The sequence below is a fragment of the Halobacillus sp. BAB-2008 genome, from assembly GCF_000328325.1.
Lineage (GTDB): Bacteria > Bacillota > Bacilli > Bacillales > Halobacillaceae > Halobacillus.
Genome location: NZ_ANPF01000054.1, coordinates 1 through 22,870 on the forward strand (window position 1 = coordinate 1; position 22,870 = coordinate 22,870).

The 22,870-nt window shown below is 48.9% G+C and carries 24 protein-coding genes and 1 pseudogene; 24 read left to right on the forward strand and 1 reads right to left on the reverse strand.

Going from position 1 to position 22,870, the window contains the following annotated elements; genetic code table 11:
* Positions 1-120 precede the first annotated feature (120 nt).
* The 20 genes and pseudogenes from D479_RS12620 to D479_RS12715 all read left to right on the forward strand — a co-directional run bounded on the left by D479_RS12620 (position 121) and on the right by D479_RS12715 (position 18,070).
* Positions 121-1,290 (forward strand): acyl-CoA dehydrogenase family protein, encoded by a 1,170-nt coding sequence (locus D479_RS12620; protein WP_008637655.1) that lies wholly within the window; start codon positions 121-123, stop codon positions 1,288-1,290.
* Between the two features lie 15 nt (positions 1,291-1,305).
* Positions 1,306-2,070 (forward strand): 3-oxoacyl-ACP reductase FabG, encoded by a 765-nt coding sequence (fabG, locus tag D479_RS12625; RefSeq protein ID WP_008637656.1) that lies wholly within the window; start codon positions 1,306-1,308, stop codon positions 2,068-2,070.
* 13 nt (positions 2,071-2,083) lie between these two features.
* The gene (locus D479_RS12630) at positions 2,084-2,518 is read left to right on the forward strand and encodes a MaoC family dehydratase N-terminal domain-containing protein (protein ID WP_008637657.1); all 435 of its coding nucleotides are present in this window, start codon (positions 2,084-2,086) and stop codon (positions 2,516-2,518) included.
* Positions 2,515-2,928 carry a MaoC/PaaZ C-terminal domain-containing protein gene (locus tag D479_RS12635; protein ID WP_008637658.1) on the forward strand — a complete coding sequence of 138 codons (414 nt, stop codon included), beginning with the start codon at positions 2,515-2,517 and terminating at the stop codon, positions 2,926-2,928. Before D479_RS12630 ends, D479_RS12635 begins: the two co-directional genes overlap by 4 nt.
* 12 nt (positions 2,929-2,940) lie before the next feature.
* The gene (locus D479_RS12640) at positions 2,941-4,170 is read left to right on the forward strand and encodes an acyl-CoA dehydrogenase family protein (RefSeq protein WP_008637660.1); all 1,230 of its coding nucleotides are present in this window, start codon (positions 2,941-2,943) and stop codon (positions 4,168-4,170) included.
* Complete coding sequence (locus tag D479_RS12645) at positions 4,160-4,933, forward strand: SDR family oxidoreductase (protein ID WP_008637662.1); 774 nt, start codon at positions 4,160-4,162, stop codon at positions 4,931-4,933. Before D479_RS12640 ends, D479_RS12645 begins: the two co-directional genes overlap by 11 nt.
* A gap of 23 nt (positions 4,934-4,956) precedes the next feature.
* The gene (locus D479_RS12650; protein WP_008637665.1) at positions 4,957-6,129 is read left to right on the forward strand and encodes a thiolase family protein; all 1,173 of its coding nucleotides are present in this window, start codon (positions 4,957-4,959) and stop codon (positions 6,127-6,129) included.
* Between the two features lie 76 nt (positions 6,130-6,205).
* Entirely contained in the window at positions 6,206-6,772 is a 567-nt protein-coding gene (locus D479_RS12655) for a TetR/AcrR family transcriptional regulator (protein ID WP_008637667.1), read from the forward strand.
* Between the two features lie 54 nt (positions 6,773-6,826).
* Complete coding sequence (locus D479_RS12660; RefSeq protein ID WP_008637669.1) at positions 6,827-7,255, forward strand: thioesterase family protein; 429 nt, start codon at positions 6,827-6,829, stop codon at positions 7,253-7,255.
* On the forward strand, positions 7,242-8,006 hold the full coding sequence (locus D479_RS12665; RefSeq protein WP_008637671.1) for an SDR family oxidoreductase: 765 nt from the start codon (positions 7,242-7,244) through the stop codon (positions 8,004-8,006). Before D479_RS12660 ends, D479_RS12665 begins: the two co-directional genes overlap by 14 nt.
* Positions 8,007-8,072: 66 nt before the next feature.
* Positions 8,073-9,752 carry a long-chain-fatty-acid--CoA ligase gene (locus D479_RS12670; RefSeq protein WP_008637673.1) on the forward strand — a complete coding sequence of 560 codons (1,680 nt, stop codon included), beginning with the start codon at positions 8,073-8,075 and terminating at the stop codon, positions 9,750-9,752.
* A 61-nt stretch (positions 9,753-9,813) separates the two neighbouring features.
* Positions 9,814-10,676: pseudogene (locus tag D479_RS12675) on the forward strand (branched-chain amino acid ABC transporter permease).
* On the forward strand, positions 10,677-11,705 hold the full coding sequence (locus tag D479_RS12680) for a branched-chain amino acid ABC transporter permease (RefSeq protein WP_008637679.1): 1,029 nt from the start codon (positions 10,677-10,679) through the stop codon (positions 11,703-11,705).
* Positions 11,706-11,707: 2 nt separating this feature from the next.
* A complete protein-coding gene (locus D479_RS12685) occupies positions 11,708-12,472 on the forward strand; it encodes an ABC transporter ATP-binding protein (protein ID WP_008637680.1) in 765 nt (254 codons plus the stop codon).
* Positions 12,465-13,172, forward strand: a complete 708-nt coding sequence (locus tag D479_RS12690) for an ABC transporter ATP-binding protein (RefSeq protein WP_008637681.1) — start codon at positions 12,465-12,467, stop codon at positions 13,170-13,172. The genes D479_RS12685 and D479_RS12690 overlap by 8 nt, the downstream gene beginning before the upstream one ends.
* 36 nt (positions 13,173-13,208) lie before the next feature.
* A complete protein-coding gene (locus D479_RS12695; protein WP_008637682.1) occupies positions 13,209-14,429 on the forward strand; it encodes an ABC transporter substrate-binding protein in 1,221 nt (406 codons plus the stop codon).
* 81 nt (positions 14,430-14,510) lie between these two features.
* Positions 14,511-15,662, forward strand: coding sequence for an acyl-CoA dehydrogenase family protein (locus D479_RS12700; protein ID WP_008637683.1), 1,152 nt, complete (start codon positions 14,511-14,513; stop codon positions 15,660-15,662).
* Positions 15,663-15,672: 10 nt separating this feature from the next.
* A complete protein-coding gene (locus D479_RS12705) occupies positions 15,673-16,872 on the forward strand; it encodes a thiolase family protein (RefSeq protein WP_008637684.1) in 1,200 nt (399 codons plus the stop codon).
* 5 nt (positions 16,873-16,877) lie between these two features.
* Positions 16,878-17,657, forward strand: a complete 780-nt coding sequence (locus D479_RS12710) for an enoyl-CoA hydratase-related protein (RefSeq protein ID WP_008637685.1) — start codon at positions 16,878-16,880, stop codon at positions 17,655-17,657.
* 14 nt (positions 17,658-17,671) lie between these two features.
* Entirely contained in the window at positions 17,672-18,070 is a 399-nt protein-coding gene (locus D479_RS12715; protein WP_008637686.1) for a PaaI family thioesterase, read from the forward strand.
* Positions 18,071-18,097: 27 nt separating this feature from the next.
* Here the strand turns inward: D479_RS12715 and D479_RS12720 are convergent, their stop codons facing one another.
* Positions 18,098-19,216, reverse strand: a complete 1,119-nt coding sequence (locus tag D479_RS12720) for a glycerate kinase (protein WP_008637687.1) — start codon at positions 19,214-19,216, stop codon at positions 18,098-18,100.
* A 113-nt stretch (positions 19,217-19,329) separates the two neighbouring features.
* Here D479_RS12720 and D479_RS12725 point away from each other — a divergent pair, with 113 nt between their 5' ends.
* The 4 genes from D479_RS12725 to lhgO all read left to right on the forward strand — a co-directional run bounded on the left by D479_RS12725 (position 19,330) and on the right by lhgO (position 22,823).
* Positions 19,330-19,884, forward strand: a complete 555-nt coding sequence (locus D479_RS12725; protein WP_008637688.1) for a chromate transporter — start codon at positions 19,330-19,332, stop codon at positions 19,882-19,884.
* A complete protein-coding gene (locus tag D479_RS12730) occupies positions 19,881-20,411 on the forward strand; it encodes a chromate transporter (RefSeq protein WP_008637689.1) in 531 nt (176 codons plus the stop codon). The genes D479_RS12725 and D479_RS12730 overlap by 4 nt, the downstream gene beginning before the upstream one ends.
* A 258-nt stretch (positions 20,412-20,669) precedes the next feature.
* A complete protein-coding gene (gene glaH, locus D479_RS12735; RefSeq protein WP_008637690.1) occupies positions 20,670-21,605 on the forward strand; it encodes a glutarate dioxygenase GlaH in 936 nt (311 codons plus the stop codon).
* Between the two features lie 12 nt (positions 21,606-21,617).
* The gene (gene lhgO, locus D479_RS12740) at positions 21,618-22,823 is read left to right on the forward strand and encodes an L-2-hydroxyglutarate oxidase (protein WP_008637691.1); all 1,206 of its coding nucleotides are present in this window, start codon (positions 21,618-21,620) and stop codon (positions 22,821-22,823) included.
* Positions 22,824-22,870: the final 47 nt, after the last annotated feature.

Consider the following 22,870-nt stretch of genomic DNA (forward strand, 5'->3'; position numbering starts at 1 on the left):
TTTTAGGTGTTTCATATGGATATTTCTTCAAAAGTTGTTGTATTTTTAGAAAATTTAAAATAATATAGAAGTAACATACTAACCGGTAGGTATGTGTATCGATGAAGAGGGGGAAAAGTTATGCATTTACGTTTGACCGATGAACAGGAAATGGTCAGAAAAACAATACGAAAATTTGTGGAGAAAGAATTGATACCTCTTGAAAATGATGTGCTTAGAAATGAACGGGAAGGAAAGCCCAGTCTTCCTGCCGGGAAATTAGAGGAGCTGCAGCAGAAAGCGAAGGATGCCGGGTTCTGGGGCATAAATACCCCAGAAGAATATGGAGGAGCTGACCTCGGTCAGATGATGCTCGCCATCGTCATGATGGAGGTTTCCCGCACGTTCGTTCCGTTTCAGTTCGGTGGTTCTGCAGACAATATTCTTTACTATGGGAACGAAGAGCAAAAGGAGAAATACCTGCTCCCTACCATCAATGGAGAGAAGAAATCCTGCTTTGCCATGACAGAACCGGGGGCGGGATCGGATACGAGGAACATAAGGATGACGGCTGTGAAAGATGGAGACGGCTGGGTGTTAAACGGGGAGAAAACATTCATCACTGGTGGAAACGAAGCGGATTTCGTCATGGTCATCGCCATCACGGACAAAGAGCTTCACCAAACGTCCAACGGCAGGGAAGGAGTCACCTGCTTTATTGCTGACCGCGATATGGGGTGGAAGTCTGAATATATTCACACGATGGGAGAATGGGGACCGGCGGGGCTTGTTTTCGACAATGTACGTGTCCCGGAAGAAAATATTCTCGGTGAACTTCATAAAGGATACGACCTCGGCTTGGAATGGATTGGCTTCGCCCGCTGGATCGTTGGAGCACGGGCGGTCGGCGCAGCAGAACGTCTTCTCAATATGGCAATCGACTACGCCAATGAGCGGGAAACCTTTGGTAAGCCGATTTCAACGAGACAGGCGATCCAGTGGCAGATTGCTGATTCCGCAGTAGAGATTGAGGCGGCGAAGTGGCTGGTGTTAAACGCTGCGTTCACGCTGGATCAGGGGGAAGATAACAGACATTATGCTTCGATGGCCAAACTGTATGGGGCTAACATGGGAAACAACGTTATCGACCGCGTCTTACAGATCCATGGCGGCATGGGGTATACGAAGGAACTGCCGATTGAGCGCTGGTACAGAGAAGCGAGGCTTTGGAGGATTTACGACGGAACAGATGAAATTCAAAGGCTGATCATATCTCGAAATTTACTTAAAGGGCATGTGAAAATTGGATAAAGGAGGGGAAGCAGCATGGCGGATAGATTTAAGGATCGTGTCGCTTTTGTTACCGGTGGAAGCCGCGGGATCGGCAAGGGTATTGCCAAACACTTAGCTGTGGAAGGCGCAAAAATCGCTGTCATCGATATTAATGAAGAAGCGCTGCAGGAAGTAGAAGCAGAATTTAAAGAAGAAGGACTTGAGCTGTACACGAAAGTCGCGGACGTCAGTGATTTCAGCCAGGTGGAAGATGCGATGCAGGAAGCCTATAAGCGCTTTGGATCGATCGATATTCTTGTCAACAATGCTGGTGTAATCAAAGATAATATGCTGTTTAAAATGACAGCAGAGGACTGGGATACAGTCATGAACGTTCATTTGAAAGGGTCGTTCAACGCTGCCAAAGCTGCACAAAAGTACATGGTTGAAAGTAAATACGGAAGAATTATAAACATTTCCTCCACGTCTGCATTAGGAAACCGGGGACAGGCAAACTATGCCACAGCGAAAGCCGGCCTGCAGGGGTTTACAAAAACGCTTGCCATTGAGCTTGGAAAATTCGGTATTACCGCAAATGCCGTTGCGCCGGGATTCATCGAAACAGAAATGACGAAGCAGACGGCTGAAAGGGTAGGAATTTCTTTTGAAGAAATGATTCGCTTAAGCGTTCAGAATATACCGGTAGGCCGGAGCGGGCATCCAGAAGATATTGCGAACGCAGTGGCGTTTTTCGCTGACGAAAAATCTTCGTTCGTAAGCGGGCAGGTCATCTATGTCGCCGGTGGCCCGAGGAACTAAAAGGAGGATACCTATGTTTAAACATGCGGTCGGAAAGAAATCCGAAAAAGTGAAGAACACGGTAGAGCGGGGAGCGGTCATCAAGTTCGCCGAGGCAATCGGTGACCCTCATCCTGTTTATTTGGATGATGTCGCTTACACGCGTAATATTGCCCCACCTACATTTCCGAGAGTGTTTGATTATGGAAGCGTGAAGGGTCTGGATCTTCCCGCTAAAGGGCTTATCCACGGAGAGCAGCACTATCATTATGAGCGCCCGCTGTTCGTCGGGGAGGAAGTGCTCTGTTATACGGTCATCGAAGATTATTACGAACGGAGCGGCTCCAGCGGCAATATGGGATTCTTAAAAGTGAAAAAGTATGGAGAGGACTTGGAAGGTCGTTTGATTTTCTCAGAAGAGCAGACAGCGATCATTACAGAAGCGGTCAGGAAGGAGATGCGCGTATGACGAATTGGAAAGCTGGGGAAACCCTCGATACGGTGACGATGAAACCGGTAACGAGGCTGGATTTGATCAAGTATGCAGGAGCATCCGGCGATTACAATCCGATCCACACGATCGATAAGGAAGCGGAAAGGGCAGGACTTCCGGGGGTGATCGCTCACGGCATGTGGACGATGGGGAATTTGTCCAAGCTGTTTACTCCTTACTATGACCAAGGCTTCATCCAGGATTATTCCATCCGCTTCAAGGGCATGGTGTTCCTTGGTGATGTGCTCACCCTTCATGCGGAAGTGGAAGAGGATACGGAAGAGAAGACTACGTTCCGCGTGTATGCAAGGAATCAGAAAGAAGAAGATGTCATCAAAGGGAATGTTGTATTTTGTAAGCGTTTAATAGAAGCGCCTATTCATTAAGGAGGATGTTATATGTACTTTGAACATTCCGATAAGGTAAAAGCCTTGCAGGAGAAGTTGAAGGAATTCATGGATACACATATCTACCCGAACGAAGCGATCTATGAAGAACAGCTTGGAAAACAGGATCGTTTCGAAAACATTCCGCCAATCATGGACGAATGGAAGCAGAAGGCCAAAGAAGCAGGGCTTTGGAACTTGTTCTTACCGGACAGCGAATATGGAGCAGGTTTGACGAACATGGAGTATGCTCCACTGTGTGAAATTATGGGACGTTCCTTCGTCGGACCGGAAGTGTTCAACTGTGCGGCACCTGACACAGGTAACATGGAAGTGCTCGTCCGATACGGAACGGACGAGCAGAAGAAGCAGTGGCTTGAACCGTTATTAAACGGAGAGATCCGTTCCTGTTTCTCGATGACCGAGCCGGATGTTGCTTCATCGGATGCTACGAATGTGCAGACGAGTATCACGAGGGTCGGGGATGAATATGTCATCAACGGAACGAAATGGTGGTCCTCCGGAGCAGGAGATCCTCGTTGTAAAATCAGCATTTTAATGGGTAAAACGGACCCCGATGCACCGAAGCATGAGCAGCAGTCGATGATTCTTGTCCCACTGGATACAAAAGGCGTCACTATCAAACGGATGCTTCCGGTATTCGGTTATGACCATGCGCCTCACGGTCATGCGGAGATAGAATTCAAGGATGTGCGCGTTCCGGCCACTAATTTGCTTTGGGGAGAAGGAAAAGGATTTGCCATCGCACAAGGCCGTCTCGGCCCGGGACGTATTCACCACTGTATGCGCACAATCGGTGCAGCAGAACGCGCGCTTGAACAGATGTGTGCACGTGTTCAGGAACGTACAGCGTTTGGAAAGAAAATCGCGGATCAAGGAGTTGTTCGGGAATGGATCGCTGATTCACGGATAGAAATCGAACAGGCCCGTCTTTTGACACTGAAGGCTGCGTACATGATGGATACAGTTGGAAACAAGGAAGCAAAATCGGAAATCGCCATGATCAAAGTAGTGGCACCCGACATTGCCTTGAATGTCATCGACAGAGCCATCCAGGCTTTCGGTGCTTCCGGTGTCAGTGAAGATCAGTCCCTTGCCGCAAGCTGGGCCAACATCCGCACCCTTCGTCTTGCGGACGGTCCGGATGAGGTACACCGGCGTGCGGTAGCGAAGTATGAACTGCAAAAAGCTTCAAAGAGGAGCGAAGTCCATGCACGCTAAAGACCTTTTCGATTTAAGCGGCAAAGTAGCCGTCGTTACCGGAGGTGGTCGCGGGCTTGGGAAGCAGATCGCGCTTGGCTTGGCCGAGTCAGGTGCACATGTCGTCGTTTGTTCAAGGAAACTAGAGCCCTGTGAACAAGTGCGTGATTTGCTTAAAAAAGAAGGGGTCGATGCGCTGGCGTTCGAGTGCGACGTAACAGATGCTTCCAGCATTCAGCATGTGGTCGATCAGACCGTGGATCATTTCGGCCGCATTGATATTTTGGTCAATAACAGCGGGGCGACCTGGGGAGCACCAATGGAAGAAATGCCGCTTGCAGCCTGGCAGAAGGTCATGGATGTGAACGTCACAGGAACGTTCCTCATGTCCCAGGCCGTAGGAAAAATAATGCTGGAACAAGGAGAAGGAAACATTATTAACATCGCTTCCGTAGCTGGAATGAAAGGGTCTGATCCGGAACAAATGGATACAATCGGTTACAACTCAAGCAAAGGTGCCGTCCTTACGTTTACAAAAGATCTTGCCGTCAAATGGGGTCCCCGTGGTATCCGCGTTAATGCGATTGCACCTGGATTCTTCCCGACGAAAATGTCCAAGGTTCTGATGGAGCGGGGAGAGGATACGTTTCTTAATCGGACGCCTCTGCGGAAGTTCGGCGGCGATGATGATTTGAAAGGAACGGCAATATTCTTAAGTTCACGGGCGTCGAACCATATTACAGGGGATGTCGTCATCATCGATGGTGGTTCTCATGCTATGTGACATTTTCGAAGGGAGTGGAGTAATTGGGGAATAGAGATGCAGTGATCGTATCAGCAGTCCGGACGGCCATTGGAAAGCAGGGAGGTTCTCTTGCAACCGTACCGGCGCATGTTCTTGGCGCAGAAGTTATTAAGGAAGCCGTGAAGCGTGCGAAAGTCAATCCCGAACAGATTGAAGACGTCATTTTCGGTAATGTTTTGAGCGGGGGAGGAAATATTGCCAGATTTTCCGCCCTGCAGACAGGGTTATCAATGAAAATCCCCGGATTGACGGTGGACCGCCAGTGCGGGTCCGGGGTGAATGCTATTCACTTAGCTGCTCAAGCCATTAGATCTGGAGACGGAGATGTATATGTCGCTGGGGGAACAGAAAGCATGAGCAGGGCTCCTTATCTGATGGATCGGCCGGAGCGTCCCTACAGTCCTGTCCCCCCATCGTTCCGATCCTCACAGTTATCGCCGAAGGAGATTGGAGATCCACCCATGGGAATCACGGCAGAAAACCTTGCCGAACAGTACAATATATCCCGGGAGGATCAAGATGCGTTTGCCCAGCGTAGTCAGGAGCGGATGGGGCTGGCCATGGCAGAAGGGCGGTTCGATGAACAGATTGTACCTCTTCACATTCCAGTGCGGAAAGGTGAACCGGTCGAATTTAAACAGGATGAACATCCACGACCGTCCTCAACGATTGAGGGGATGGCGAAGCTGAAGCCTGCATTTGCTCAAGGGGGCAGTGTGACGGCAGCGAACAGTTCCGGGTTGAACGATGCCGCTGCTGCATTAACCCTTATGTCGCGTGAAAAAGCGGAGGCGGTTGGAGTGGAGCCGCTCGCAAAAATTGTTGCCTGTACGGTTGCCGGCGTTGACCCTAACATTATGGGGATAGGTCCGGTTCCCGCCACACAAAAAATCATGGAGCAGACGGGATTATCACTGGCTGACATGGATGTCATTGAAATTAATGAGGCGTTCGCAGCCCAGGTTCTTGCCTGTCAGGCGGAATTGAAAATGAATATGGAGAAGGTGAACGTTAACGGCGGAGCCATTTCTCATGGCCATCCACTCGGTGCGACCGGAGCGATCCTGACGACGAAAGCAGCCTATGAGCTGAAACGCATCGGTGGAAGATATGCGTTGATCACGGCTTGTATCGGAGGCGGCCAGGGGATATCGATGATCATCGAACGTGATTGACGAAATCCGTCGCTTTTTCCCGATTTAGGAATGTTATAATTTATATCATCCCTAAACGAGAGGATCGTGTTTTTCTATGCGAGATAAAATCATTCATACCAGTATCCACCTTTTTGATGAAAAAGGATTTACCGAAACGTCTCTGCAGGAAATCGTGGAAGAGATCGGTGTAACAAAAGGTACCTTTTACTATTATTTCAAAAACAAACAGGAGCTTTTGACGGTCATCCATTTGGACTTCATTGAATTTCTTTTGCGGAACCAGGAGGAGATTCTGCATGACGTCTCGAAAGATAGCAAGCAAAAGCTCCGCAGCATGATCTATATGAGTATCCACAGCATTAAGGATCGAAAGCAGAGTGCCCGAATCTTTTTCCGTGAAATGCGGAATCTGGGTCCGGATTACTTGGAACCGATTATTGAAAAGAGGGACCAGTTCCGGGTGAATGTCCAAAAGGTAGTCGAGGAAGGAATCTCGAACGGGGAGTTCGAGGAAGGGATGAATCCGGATATGGTGACACGTGGAATTCTTGGTATGACGAACTGGAGCTATTATTGGTTTGATCCAACCGGGAAAGTTTCTGAGGAGGATCTCACTTCCATTTATCTTGAAATGATTTTGAACGGAATTGCAAAATCCTGATAGCTCTTTAAGAGCTATCGCCATAACATACTGACTAGTCAGAAGGGTGAGGAAGTGGAGCATGAGAGTAAAGTGAGGGTCCGTTTCTGCGAGACGGATATGGCTGGACACGTCAATAATACGAGCTACTTCATCTACTTGGAAGAGGCACGGGGAAAGTTCTTTCAAGATATTTTCCCGAGCCACTTGAATACAGTTGGAACGTTCATCCTTGCAACAACGACGTGCGATTTCGTCAGCCAGGCCTATTTCGGACAGCCGCTTATTGTCCAGTCCTGGGTATCTGATATCGGCAACAGCAGTTTTTCCTTCGGGCATCGGATCATCGTCGAAGGAACAGAGGAGCTGGTAGCGAAAGCGAGTGCCGTCATTGTTCATTTCAATTATGATAAGCAAATAAGTGAACGGATTCCCGATGAGCTTCGCCTTTTACTTGACGATTGTCTTATGACGGAAAGGAGTGGGAGCCGTGGGAAGATTTGATTCCACAGTCGCCGTCGTGACCGGAGCCGGCAGCGGAATCGGAGCAGCGACTGCTATGAGACTGGCTGAAGAAGGAGCGGTTGTGGTCCTTGTAGGACGGACGACTTCCAAGCTTGAGCATGTGGCAGCGGATATTCAGGAAGCGTTCGGAGCGCGAAGAGCTTCGATTTATCAAGCAGACGTTTCCGAAGAGGAGCAGGTAGCTGGGCTTGCTGCTTTTCTCTACGAAACATATGGGAACGTGGATGTTCTGGTTAACAACGCGGGAACCTCCGGGAAATCTTCTATTCTGGAAATGGAAGCGTCGGAATGGGACCGCATTCAGGACGTGAACCTGAAGAGTGTCTTCCTCGTATCGAAGGCATTGGCACCACTGATGATGGAGAAGGAAAGTAGAAAACGGTCGATTGTGAATGTTGCTTCTTTGTCCGGACATAAGGCAGGAGCGAAAATTCCGCATTACAGTTCATCAAAAGCCGCGGTCATCAATTTTACGAAAGCGCTGGCATTGGAGTTCGCAGATTCCGGTGTACGCGTCAATTCCGTTTCTCCCGGATTTGCAGTGACATCGATGACCGAAGAAGGGTTGAAAAATGAAAAATTTGAGAAGTCTATTCAACGTCATACGGCATTGAAAAGGGTAGGAAAACCGGAAGAGATTGCAGCCGTCATCTGCTTTGCAGCTTCCGAAGAAGCATCCTATATGACAGGCACCGATTTGCTGGTCGATGGAGGATGGATGATCAGCTGAATTTTCGTCCCGTTTAGAAAGCGCTTACAGAAAAGTCTTGTGAAAAAGGAAGAAGGAGGACTATGTATGCACACGAAACATTATGAATTCTGGCCTAAGCTTACGAAGTCACTGACCATTCCGGAAACCTCGATATATGAAAACCTGCAAGTGTCCGCACGCCGATATCCGAAGCATGCGGCCATTTCTTATTATGGCACGACTATACCGTATGAGAAGCTGCTGGGGGAAGTTGATGCCCTTGCCGGATATATGCAGAGAGAGTGGGAGGTCAAAAAAGGGGATAAAATCCTTTTATTGATGCAGAATGCCCCTCAGTATATCGTCAGTTTTTTTGCCATTCTGCGTACAGGAGCTGTTGTCGTTCCCATCAATCCGATGTTGAAAGCAGATGAGCTCGCGTTTTATGTAAAAGACGGAGCCATTGAGCACGCCATTGCAGGTCAGGAGCTTATGTCCGTCGTGGAACCGCTGCTAACATCTACGACTTTACATAGCATTCTGTCTGCGGCGTATTCCGATTATCGCGGGAAGAAGGATGAAGAACTCCAGCCGCAGGAAGTAACAGCAGAGAAAAGGGTATTCGAATCGGAAGCGATTACGCTCTGGAGCGAAGCTCTGGAGCGGGAGCATACACCGATAGATGTCGATGTCTGCGCAGAAGATCTTGCCGTCATGCCTTATACTTCGGGAACGACAGGGCTGCCGAAAGGATGTATGCATACGCATCGTACGGTTCAGGCAAATACACTCGGTGCCTTCTATTGGTCCAGGACGACGATGGATTCCAAGTCGCTCGCGACGCTTCCATTCTTCCATGTTACAGGTATGGTCCACAGTATGCTTATGCCTGTCTATAGTGGCAATACCGCAGTCGTAATGACGCGGTGGAACCGGGAAATGGCAAGACGGACGATCAGAGATGAAGCATGTACGCAATGGGTGACAATCAGCACAATGCTTGTTGATTTTCTTGCCAATCCGGAAGTGAAAGCAGAGGATTTGACCACTCTCTACGCCATCTCCGGCGGAGGAGCATCCTTTCCAAAAGCGCTTGGTGAAAAACTGTACAAGCTTACCGGCCTCGAATTTGTTGAAGGATACGGTTTGTCCGAAACAATCGCCCAAACCCATTTTAATCCACCGGATCGTCCGAAGATGCAATGTCTCGGTATTCCATCGTTCAATGTGGATGCGAGAATTATAGATCCTGCGACCTTGGAGGAGGTCGGGACGGGAGAAGTCGGTGAAATCGTTGTGAACGGTCCACAAATCATGGTCGGGTATTACAATCGTCCGGAGGAGAACGAGCATGCGTTTCTTGATATGGACGGAAAGAGCTTTTTCCGAACGGGGGACATCGGCCGGATGGATGAGGAGGGCTATTACTTTATCGTCGATCGACTGAAACGAATGATCAATGCTTCAGGGTATAACGTATGGCCGACAGAGGTGGAATCCGCTCTCTATGATCATCCCGCTGTCCAGCAGGCCTGTGTCGTCGGTGTACCGGATCCGCGTAAAGGAGAAAATATCAAAGCGTTCGTCATTCTGAACGAATCCTACGAAGGTGATATTACAGAAGAAGAAATCATTGCATGGTCGAAAGAGAGAATGGCCGCTTATAAATATCCGCGGATGATTGAATTCATCCAGGAACTTCCGATGACCAACAGCGGAAAGATTTTGTGGCGGAAACTGCAGGAGGATGAACGCAAAAAGGTCGAAGCCAATCAAGAATCCTGAACACCGATGCCCCGGGCGGCCGGGGCATATGCTTAAAAATCGAGCGTAAAGGGGAAGTTTCATGGATATTCTGATGCAACAGTTGTTCAATGGCTTGACAATCGGAAGTGTCTACAGTCTGGTTGCCCTTGGTCTCACCCTTGTTTACGGTATTCTTCATATTCCTAACTTTGCTCACGGTGCATTATATATGCTCGGGGCGTATGTCACTCTGACTATGATGCTGCTTTACGGTGTCCATTACTGGGTTGCTATGGCCGTCTCCGTCCTCGTTGTCGGTCTGCTTGGTGTACTGATGGACCGGATTGTATTTCATCCGCTCCGTAACGCCCCGCCGATCCATGACAAAATTGCCGCCATCGGAATCCTGTTATTTTTGGAAGCTTTCGCTCAATTAATTTGGGGAGCAGATTACCGCACGATGGTTACCCCATATGGGCAGGTCGTCGATATTTTTGGAATGACGGCGACGGTGCAGCGGGTGCTGATCAACGTTGGTGCCATTGTTGTCATGGTCCTCCTCTATTTGTTCCTGAAAAGACATACGTCGGAGCGACGATTATCGCGATGGCTCAGAATCGGGAAGGGGCACACCTTGTCGGTATCAACACAAACAAAGTTGCCATGCTGACGTTCATGATCTCAGGCGCGCTTGCCGCCATTGCTGCTTCCTTGTCTGCACCGATTAACCTCGTTTTTCCGGGAATGGGCCACCTCGTTATATTGAAGGCATTTGTCATTATTATCATCGGTGGTATGGGCAGCGTCCCGGGGGCGATTCTCGGCGGCTATATTCTTGGCTTTACCGAGAGTCTCGGTGCAACCTATATATCCAACGATTATAAAGACATTATCGCGTTTCTGCTTCTGGTCGCCATCTTGTCCATCAAGCCTAAAGGTTTATTTGCAAGGGAGGGATTTTGATTGGGAGCGCTTCTTAAACAACGGGGCTGGATTATTGGGTTCATCCTCGTCGCTGTTTTGTTTCCCTTCGTTCTGAATAACGGTTATTTCCTTCATGTATTGACTTTGGCCTTCATATGGATGATTGCGGTCTATGGGTTGAACCTGCTCGCTGGTTATACGGGATATCTGTCCCTTGCCCATGCCGGCTTCTTCGCTGTCGGAGCTTATGCTCTGGGACTCCTCACGGTCAAGGCAGAACTCAACTACTGGCTGTCTCTTCTGCTTGCCTGCCTGATTACCAGTGCCATCGGCTGTCTCGTCGGATTAATTGCTCTCCGGACGAGAGAACACTTCTTTGCGATCTACACGCTTTGTGTCGGTTACATCATCTACCTTGTCATTGATAAATGGGACAGTCTCACAGGCGGTGTCCGCGGTTTGATTGGAATCCCCGCCCCCTCCGCAATTGGACCATTGTCATTTGACACACCACTCTCTCAATATTACTTAATCCTATTTTTTCTTTTACTCACCATACTCGTTATGTACCGCATCGTACACTCGCTGACCGGCCGTACTTTTATAGCCATCCGTAATGGGGAGGATCTTGCAAAAACTATCGGTATTTCGACCATGAAGAATAAGCTGATTGTCTTTGTCCTGTCTGCCTTCTTTGCTGGATTTGCCGGTGCTCTCTATGCATCTTTCATTCGATTCATAGGTCCTGATATTGGCTATATGACGGTCATCTTCGACTTGTTGACGTACATGCTTGTCGGCGGGATCGGCACTTTAGCAGGACCGATAGTCGGTACGTTTCTCATCGTAGCCCTGTCCCAGTCGCTTCAATTTCTGCAGGATTATCGAATGCTGATCTTCGGTCCACTCCTCACCCTGTTAATCATTTTCTATCCGAGGGGGATTGCCGGAGCTTATATGGACTGGCGCGTAAAGATGGGGTCGAAGAAGCGGTCGGAAACGAAAAGGCGCCAAGCGTATTTCGACCCACAGGAAGAAGAATCGGAACAAAAAGTGAAGGAGGGATGAGGATGTTAATGGAAACGAAGGGGCTGACGAAACGCTTCGGAGGCCTTGTCGCTGTCAATGAAGTGGACTTCACAATTGAAGCAGGGAAAATCAATGCCATTATCGGTCCGAACGGTGCCGGGAAATCGACATTCTTCAATTTGTTAAGCGGGACCTATACACCGAGTACCGGTCAAGTATTCTACAAGGGAGAAGATATTACAAAGCTGCCTCCGAACAGGATTGCGAAGCTCGGAGTGGCACGAACCTTCCAAACCACTAATTTATTTGAACAGGCAACGGTGCTTGATAACGTCATTGTTGGACATCGTCTGAGAACGAATTCCAATCTGTGGGATGCCATTCTCCGAACGAAGCGATTCCACAGAGAGGAGAAGAAGTGTCGGGATAAGGCGATGGAAGTCCTGGAGTTTGTCGGACTGACGGACGTCCGCGACAAAGTTGCGGGAGGAATATCCCAGGAAGAAAAGAAACGTGTCGCTTTTGCTCTGGCACTCGCTACCGACCCGGAAGTGGTTTTTCTCGATGAACCGACCGCAGGTATTAACCCCGGGGAGACGGAGGGCCTGGCAGAGCTCATGCAGAAAATGGTCAAACGTGGTATTACTGTCTGTCTGATTGAGCACAAAATGAAGATGATTATGAAACTTGCAGGCAAAATCATGGTGTTGAATTACGGCGAGAAGATTGCGGAAGGGACAGCTGATGAAGTAATGAATAACCAAGCTGTCATCGAAGCCTACCTGGGAGGGAGTGCCAGTGCTTGAACTGTTGGATGTGACTGTGAAATATGGCGATCTTGCCGCTGTCGAACATGTCAATCTCCGCGTAGCGGAAGGGGAACTCGTTGTGCTCCTCGGTTCGAACGGTGCGGGGAAAAGCACTACTTTCCATACGGTGAGCGGACTTCATAAACCGAGCACCGGTACAATTCTGTTTGAAGGAAAACCCATTCAAGGGACAGCTCCGGATAAAATTGTCCGTTCCGGTATTGTTCAGTGTGCGGAAGATCGAAAACTTTTTCCGCAAATGTCTGTGAAAGAGAATCTTGTAATGGGAGCATATGTGCACAGGAGAAAGCGGAAACAGGTTCAACAATCTTTGGAAGAAGCCTATGAGCTCTTTCCGATCCTTCGCGATAAGAAGGAAGATGCTGCCGGATCACTCAGTGGAGGACAGCAGCAGATGCTGGCCATTGGACGGGCTATGATGGCGAAGCCTAAGCTTCTGCTTCTAGACGAGCCATCCATCGGACTCGCACCGCTCATTGTCGAGCAAATGTTTGACGTCATCCGGAAGATTAATAAGGACGGGACAACGGTGCTGCTTGCGGAACAGAATGCCTATGCAGCTTTGAAGATTGCGGATCGCGGCTACGTATACGAAAGCGGCAGAGTTGTTGTCCAAGGAACGGCGGAAGAACTGCTGGCCAACGATACCGTAAGAAAAGCATATATTGGTGCGTAATCACAAGTCAGTTAAAAACCATAGGAGGATTATACGATGAAATCTATGAAACTATCGGTTTTGTTCGTGATGTTGGCGATGATGATGGTTATGGCAGGATGTATTGATAACCCGTCCACCCAGTCGGGAGGAGAAGGAGAGGCAGATGCAAAAACGAATGAGCCGGAAGTGAAGGACGGGGAGGAAGTCGTCCATATCGGATACAGTGGTCCTTTGAGTGGTCCTGCGGCCTACTATGGGGAAAGAACCTTGAACGGGCTTTCGATGGCAGTGGATGAAATTAATGAGAACGGTGGTTTTGAAATCGATGGACAGACGTATAAGTTCAACGTCGTTGCTCTCGACGACAAATACCTCCCGAACGAAACGGCAGCGAACGCTAAACGCATGCTTCAGGAGAATGACACACCGATCATTTTCTCTCCTCACAGCGGTGGAATCAAAGCAATGCAGGTCTTCAATGAAGAGGAAAATTTCTTAGTAGCCGCCTATTCCAGTGAGCCGGACATTACAGCAGCAGGCAATGAACTGACGGTAAGAATTCCGCCCAGCTATGATGGCTATTTGGAGCCGTTCACTAATTATGCCATGGAGAACCATGGGAAGAAGCTCGCAGCACTCCCTGCAGCGACACAATACGGAAAAGACTGGACGGAAGCACTTGTTCCTTACTGGGAGGAGCAGGGTGGCGAGGTCGTCTACAACTCCTCCATCGATTTCACAAAAGATACGGATTTCTTCACACTCGTGACAAATGCGCTGAAGGAAGATCCGGACGTACTCTTTATCGGAGGACCTTCGGAACCGACGGCGAAAGTAGCCAAGCAGGCAAGAGAGCTTGGTTTTGAAGGCGGATTCCTTGTCATGGACCAGGCGAAGTTCGATGAGATGAAAGTCGTTACAGAATCCTATGACATGTTGAACGGTTCTGTCGGAGTGCTTCCATTAGTAGATTCTGATTTTCCGGGTACGGCTGAATTCATAGAAAAATATGAAGCTGAACATGGGGAAACACCTGGATCGGAGGCCGGCTATCACTATGTTGCCACGTATATTTTTATGGAAGCAATGAAAGCAGCAGGCAGTGTCGATAATCCTGAGGCAATCCGGGAAAATATGCAGAAAGGTCTGGAAGCACTGCCGGAAGAGAAGCAGGTTTATACCATTGTTAAGTTGGATGAGAACGGTGGCTTCCATACCAATCTTCGTATCGGTGTCATTGAAGAGGGCAAAGTTGTCGACCTGGCTGTAGAATGACGGGATGGCCGGTTTTATCAGTAGACTGATAGACCGGCTTTTCCCTATATAGAAGGCAGAAAAAGGAAGGGAGAGCGGCAGATGGATTTCACCTTGGGAAAAGACGTGGAATTATTGAAGAAAAACGTCAGAGAATTTGTCCAGTCGGAAGTGGAAGCGGCAGCGGCAGTCATCGAAAAAGAAGACAGGATTCCCGATAAGATCTTGGAAGCTTCCAAACAGATGGGCTTGTTTGGTTTGAGTATACCGGAAGCCTATGGAGGACTTGGCATTGGAATGGTCGGTAAGTGTGCACTTTATGAAGAAATTGGAGCGACACACAACGGTTATACCACGATGATCGGTGCGCATACGGGTATTGGAACAGTGGGCATTGTCGAGATGGGAAATGATCTTCAGAAAGAAAGGTATCTTCCCTCTATGGCAAGGGGGGATTCGATTGGCGCATTCGCCCTTACCGAGCCGAGTGCCGGTTCCAACGCCTCCAATTTGAAGACGACAGCCGTCAAACATGGCGATACGTATCTGTTAAACGGAACGAAGCACTATATAACAAACGCACCTATTGCGGATGTGTTCACGGTAATGGCTGTGACTGATCCGGAGAAAGGAGCGAAGGGAATTACGTCGTTCCTCATACAGAAGGATTTTCCGGGCTTTCACGTAGGGGCAGTAGAACCGAAGATGGGGCTTCACGGCTCCCAGTCGGCGGAAGTCATTATGGAAGATTGTGAGGTGCCGGAAGCGAATGTTCTTGGAGAAATCGGTCAAGGTTATGTCAACGCGCTTAAGATACTTGCCAATGGCCGGGCAGGGCTGGCTGCAAGGAATCTCGGCTCCTGTCAAAAGCTGCTCGACTTATCGATGCACTATACCCGGGAACGGGAACAGTTCGGCGTTCCAATCATTGATCATCAAGCAGTAGCTCATATGGTCTCGGAAATGGCGGTGGAAATAGAAGCACTTCGCGCACTGACCTACAAAGTTGCCTGGATGGTCGATCAAGGACAGAAGGTGATCAAGGAAGCTGCCATGCTTAAGTTATATGGATCCGAGGTCTACAACCGCGTCGCTGATAAAGCGGTACAAGTCCATGGCGGGATTGGATACATATCCGATTACCCGATCGAACGATTTTACCGTGACGCCAGGATTACAAGAATATATGAGGGAACCTCTGAAATTCAGAAAAACATCATTGCGGGACAATTGAAGAAGGAATATGCCAGGTAGGAGGAATGAGATGGAAGACGTCGTCATTGTCAGTGCTGTCCGAACCGCAATCGGCCGATACGGGGGAGCGTTGAAAGACCAGCCCTCCTCAAGCCTAGCAGCGACTGTCATTAAAGCTTCTCTGGACCGTTCGGGAGTGGGAAAAGATCAAGTCGACGAGGTGATTTTTGGAGAAGTCAGGCAGACAACGGAAGCCTCCAATGTCGCAAGGGTCGCAGCTCTGCGTGCAGGAATTCCGGAAGAATCTCCCGCCTATACGATCAACCGCTTATGTGCTTCCGGTCTGCAGTGTGTCGCTTCCGCCGTCCAGCAAATCCTTTTCAAGCAGGCGGACATCGTTGTGGCAGGAGGAACGGAAAGCATGAGCAGGTCACCAATATATCTTAGAAACGCAAGGTTTGGGGGCGACCGGACACACCTTGTCGACTCCAATACAGAAGCAGGGCAGCAACCTCATGAACTATATGGAAGTGGTCTTGGGATGGGGGTGACAGCGGAAAATGTCGCAGAGCGCTACGGTATTTCACGAAAAGAACAGGATCAGTTTGCTGCGGAAAGCCAGCGGCGGGCTGGAAGAGCTGTCAGCAATGGGAAGTTTAAGAATGAGATTGTTCCGGTTTCTTTAAATAAGCGGGGAGGTACCAGTATTTTTGAAACGGATGAATATCCACGTCCGGAGACAACGGAGGAGAAACTAGCCGCATTACCGACCGTTTTTAAAGAAGGCGGCACCGTAACAGCCGGAAATGCCTGTGGTCGTAATGATGGTGCAGCTGCACTAATTATGATGCGCGCATCAAAGGCTGAGGAGATGGGGCTGACTCCTCTCGCACGGGTTGTGGATTGGGCTGCTTCGGGAGTGTCGCCGGAGATTATGGGGATCGGCCCGATACCTGCCGTTATGAAGCTTCTGCAAAGGACAGGGAAGAGAATGGAAGATATCGGCTTATTCGAACTGAACGAAGCGTTCGCCTCTCAATCCCTTGCTGTCATACAGGAACTCGGACTGGACAGGGAACGCGTCAACGTCAATGGAGGAGCCATCGCCTTAGGTCATCCAGTCGGTGCCAGCGGCGCGAGGATACTTGTAACCCTGCTTCACGAAATGAGGAAACGTAACGAACAGGTAGGAATTGCTGCTTTATGCGCCGGCGGAGGACAGGGAATGGCATTGATGGTGGAACAAATCGACCAAAAAAGGAAGGGATGATACGTATGAAGGAGAAAATGCTTCAATATGGAAAAGAAGGGAAGCTCGCATATTTAAGGATCGATCGTCCGGAAGTAAGGAATGCACTGAATAAACAGACGCTTGAGGAGATGAGGGAGGCACTGGATCGAGCGTCAGCCGATCCGGAAGTCGAACTCGTCGTCTTCACTGGAAGCGGGGAGAAAGCGTTCGCAGCCGGAGCGGATATTAGTCAAATGCCTGACAAGAAAGGCATCGATGCCTTAAAGGAAAACGATATGCAGCAAGTGTACGATCGTATCGAGAGTTTTGAAAAGCCGACGATTGCCATGGTCAACGGTCTCGCCTTAGGTGGCGGATGTGAACTGGCTATGGCTTGTGATATCCGTATCGCTTCTTCTAACGCAAAGTTTGGTCTTCCTGAACTGAATTTGTCCATCATCCCCGGCGCAGGAGGCACCCAGCGGCTTACAAGGCTTGTCGGAAAAGGAAAAGCACTGGAAATGATTTTGACCGGAAAAGTCATCGAAGCAGAGGAGGCGCTTAGAATAGGACTTGTAACCGACATGGTACCGCCGGAGCACCTGAAAGCAAAAGTGGAGGAAGTGTCTGCAAAGATCCTCGCCAAAGGACCGTTGGCAGTCCAGCTTGCCAAGCTGACCGTACACATGGGAGCGGAGACGGATATGAAGACCGGCTTGCTTCTTGAAAAGCTGTCTCAGGCGATCCTGTTCAATTCGGAAGATAAAAATGAGGGGACCAAGGCCTTTATGGAAAAACGCAGGGCTGTTTTCCAGGGGAAATGAAGGGGGATAACTCCATGCTTGCTTCTGTTGATGATGTTCGTTTAAGTTTTGAACAAAGTCCTTATTTCCAGCACATTGGGTTTGAAATTATACGCTTTGAAGAGGGGGATGTTCTTCTGAAGCTTGCTGTGACAGATAAGCTTAGAAATGTAAACGGCACGTTGCACGGAGGCGTCCACGCATCCATGATCGACTTGATTCTCGGGATGACAATCCGTTCTGCGACCAAGACGCGCTGTTCTACTATAAACCTGAATGTCCATTATCTTGCACCGGTTTCTGGAGGCGATCTCTACGCCAAAGGAAAGTTGCTGCAGCAAGGCTATAAGATTGTTACTGCGGAAGCAGAAATGTATGACAGGGAGGGTGTGATGGCAGCCAAAGGAATGGGGACGTTCAAGTTGATCAGATAAAAAAGAGGAGGGCCATGCGCCCTCCTCTCACTTATGGTTAAATAACCGTACGATTTGTGTGGTTGCTTGCTTCACATAGGCTTCTGCATGGTCCAGGCAGTCATCGAGTGTCCTGGGTCCAGGTACAATGGAAAAGCAGGCGGTGAATCGATCGTTGAGTTTTTCAATATCTCCATCCAGACTTCCGGAGAGGAGAATGACCGGCTTTTTGTGCCGGTGGCATAGCTCGGCGATATACCCTGGTGCTTTGCCGTAAAGTGTTTGATCGTCACTCTGCCCTTCCCCCGTAATCACCAAATCTGCATGCCGGACCGCTTCTTCCAATTGGACGGCCTCTCCCACGAGTTGGGCTCCGGACGTAAGGATGCCGCCAAGCGCCAGGAAAGCAAATCCGAGTCCTCCTGCAGCACCTGCTCCCTTCTGATCCATCAGTGGATGACCTACTGCTTCTTCTACCAATTTCCCATAACACGATAACGCTTGATCATAGGCGAGTATCTGCTCTGTTGTTGCTCCCTTTTGTCTGCCATAAACGTGACTGGCCCCGGATTTACCTGTTAATGGATTATCGACATCACAGGCTACTTGAATCGTCGCTTCCGACATCCTTGGGTCGATGGTCGTAAAGTCCATATGCTCGACGTTATGTAAGTCTTTACCGAAGATACCTGCAGCCTGTCGGTTACCATCTAATGCTTTTATTCCAAGAGCCTGAAGCATACCGAGTCCCCCGTCATTTGTAGAACTGCCGCCGATTGCGATGATGAAGTCGCGCAGACCCTCATCGAGCGCATGTCTGATTGCCTGGCCAATGCCGTAGCTTGTCGTATGATCAGGGTTTCTTTTGTCCTTCGGGACGAGAGGAAGTCCCGCGATGGCTGCACCTTCTATAATTGCTCTATCTTCCGTCTTGACATACCAGCCCGTCGATTCTTCTCCCAGGGGGCCGGTACATGGGAAGGAGATTTTTTCATGAGGAATAGAGGCTGCCAATGCTTCGATGGTTCCTTCTCCTCCATCCGCCATCGGTATAGCCCTGATTTCTGTATCCGGTAGAACGGCACGAATGGCCTGTTTCATCGCCTGACTGACTTCGATTGACGATAAACTGCCTTTGAATGAATCCGGTGCTAATACAAATTTCATGAACGGCAAGACTCCCTTCTTTTGCTTCCCTTTATTGTACCAGAGGAGATAGGTAAGAGTAGAAAATCCAATCGATTTGGAGTACAGTGGGGAGCGGAGAAAGGAGTATGGTAATGGTACAGTGGGATATTTTTATAGCATTTTTCCGAGTAGGCATGCTCGGCTATGGCGGCGGCCCATCTTCTATTCCTCTTGTGCATAAGGAAGTGGTCGAGAAATATAAATGGATGTCGGATGATGAGTTCGGGGACGTCCTTGCTCTTGCGAATTCCCTGCCCGGCCCGATTGCCACAAAAATGGCTGGATATATCGGTTATCGCGTGTCGGGCGTAGTCGGGATGATGAATGCACTGGTGGCTTCGGTCCTTCCAACCATCGTGTTGTTGATCATTTTCCTCACATCTTTAAATAACTTTAGAGATCAGGCATGGGTGTCCGGAATGACGAAGGCAGTCGTTCCTGTCGTCGGAGTCATGCTCGCTAAACTCACCTATGATTTTATGATAAAAGCGAAAGGACATATGGGATGGCTTCTTGCCATTTCGCTTGGACTTCTCTCGCTTTTCCTAATGGAATGGATGGGAGTTCACCCTGCTATACTTATAGCGGCACTGTTGGCCTACGCACTGCTTCGTCCTCGTAAAAAAGAGAGGGGGCAGGTGTCATGATATTATGGAAGATCTTTCTTGCATTTTTCATCCCTGGTATCGTCGGTTATGGGGGAGGTCCTTCTGCCATTCCATTGACGGAAAACGAGATCGTTGACCGTTTCGGCTGGATGTCCGTTTCTGAATTTAGTGAAATGCTGGCCTTGGCAAATGCCCTGCCCGGACCAATTAATACGAAAATTGCCGGCTTAATCGGATATCAACAGGCTGGAGTATTAGGTGCATTTGTCGGAGTGTTTGCTACAGTTGCTCCGTCCCTGATTTTAATGATGTTCTTAATGCGTTTATTATCTAAGTTCAAGGACTCCCCGCGTGTCAAGGAAATGACGAGTTTGATCCGGCCGGTCATCGCTGTTCTGCTGGGAGTTATGGCTTTTGAATTCTTCCATAATTCTTATGAAGGTAGTGGTACCGTCCAGACAGCCGGACTGATTGTGGTCAGCTTTGTATTATTGGAGAAGGTTAAACTAAACCCTGCGTTCGTCATCCTCGGGGCTCTTATTTATGGTGCTCTCTTTTTAGGATGAAGGTATTGACAGAAATTTCAGTTAGTTGTATTATCAAATTAGAAGTAACCAGATAGAGAGGAAGCCCCTTTCATCAACCGGTTACAAAGAACGTTTCGTAAAATAAAAAATGAAACTGTAAAGACTGTCTCGTCTCTGCCGGATCCAGAGATGAATTCGCAGTATAAGCCAGTTTTCTCCTTAGAGAAGGGAGAAAACTGGCTTTTTTCGTTTCCAGGGCCCTGGATATCCTACTACTTAATAAATGGAGGAGTAAACATGTGTGCAGTAGAAATGAAGAAAGATAGTCTCCGTACTTTTGCTGGAAGAGGGTATAACATTGTGCCGCATCCGAAACACCAGCGATTATATTCCATTCAATTGGAAGAAGAAGTCGTTACCCAGTTCTTGAACGAAGTGCAGGATATCAGTGTGGAACAACTGGAGTATATACCTTACCAGCGTCTGATCGTGGCTGATGCTCTGATGCAATTGTTAGACGAAGACTTTCAAACGCTTGTCTGTACGATGCTTCACGACAGAAATTCCGGAGGCTTTACTATCGGATTACAGGGGCGTACGTCATCCACAGAGGATTATGTGAAGTTCTCGACAGCTCTTTCCCATCTTGCCGGAGTTCCTAACTTTGATGCCATGTCTAAAAAGTATTACGCACGCTTTTCCGTGAAACATACAGATGACAGTGATTCGTATCTTCGCCAGGCATATCGCCGCTTCACCCTTCATACAGATGGCACGTATGTCGATGAGCCAACGGACTGGCTCTTGATGATGAAGATGGAAGAAGAAAAGGCGGTCGGTGGCAGTTCCCGTCTGCTGCACTTGGATGATTGGGAGGATTTCGATTACTTTTATAACCAGCCGCTGGGGAAACATCCATTTGTTTATAAGGCGCCGGCCAGTAAGAACGTGTCGGAGGAAGTCACGCGCAAAACATTTTATATGTGGAATAACAAACCTTGTATCTGCTTTATCGATCAATTTGTGTATCCCGAAACGATGCAGGAAGCTCAATACTTAAGTCAGTTATCCCGTTCAATGGAAAATTCGGCTGGAGTATTGGAGCTGGAACTGCCGGTCGGAGACTTGGTTATGCTCAACAACCGCTTTTGGCTGCACGGGAGAGCCGGTTTCGAGAGGAATGAATCCCTGCACCGAGAGCTGCTCCGACAGCGCGGGAGGTTCTTACAATAAGGGGGAATGCAGATGTATGATTATGGAATCATTGGTGGAGGAATTGTAGGATTATCGACTGCCTATGCACTGATGCAGGAACATCCACATGCAAGGATAATCGTTATCGAGAAAGAAAAAGAAATAGCAGAACATCAAACGGGCAGAAACAGCGGCGTCATCCATTCCGGGGTTTACTACCAGCCGGGAAGTTTAAAAGCGAGAATGGCCGTTCAGGGTCGGAACAGTATGGAAGCGTTCTGCAGGATGCATAACATTCCACACGATATCTGCGGAAAGGTTCTGGTAGCGACGGAACAGGAAGAGCTGCCGCGTTTAGAAGCGCTTTACAAACGAGTTCAGGAAAATGGGCTGAACGTGACAAGGGTGGACAAGCGGGAACTAACCGCTATTGAACCTCATGTCGCCGGGCTTGCCGGGTTAAAGGTTCCCTCCACCGGAATCGTCGATTATAAGCAGGTTAGTCACAAATTAAAGGCTCTGTTGGAAGGCGGCGGCGCAGAATTTTTAATGGGAGAAGCCGTCCGTTCCATCAACGAAGGACCCGAAGATGTGAACATCGAGACAGAAAAGAAGACGATACGAACGAGGTACATGGTCAACTGTGCAGGACTTTTCAGTGATCGACTTGTAAAGATGGCAGGTATTCACACGGATGTAAGAATCATTCCTTTCCGAGGGGAATATTTCGAATTGACACCTGAGAAGGCTCACCTGGTGAAAGGATTAATCTATCCGATACCGAACCCTGATTTCCCTTTCCTTGGCGTGCATTTGACGAAGATGATCGACGGAGGTGTCCATGCAGGACCTAATGCCGTTTTGAGCTGGAAGCGGGAAGGGTACAAGAAGACGGATTTTGGATGGAGGGATGCTTTGGACGTCCTCTCCTTCCCGGGGTTTTGGAAGCTTGCCGGAGCGAACGTGAAAGAGGGATCGAAGGAAATGCTCCGCTCTTTTCATAAGCAGAGCTTCGTGAAGAGCCTGCAGCGTCTGGTTCCGGAAATTGGAACGGAGGATGTCATCCCGACAAAATCGGGGGTGCGGGCGCAGGCCATGTTGAAAGACGGAAGATTGGTAGATGATTTTCATATCATTGCAGGGAAAAGGACCGTCCATGTGTGTAATGCTCCCTCTCCTGCGGCAACGGCTTCGTTGGAGATAGGAAAAGAAATTGCCAGGAGAATGCCTGAGGTTGCCGGCAGGAAGGCCGGGTAAGAGAATGTGCAGTAAAAAAGGAAGGACCAGATGAAGTCTGGTCCTTT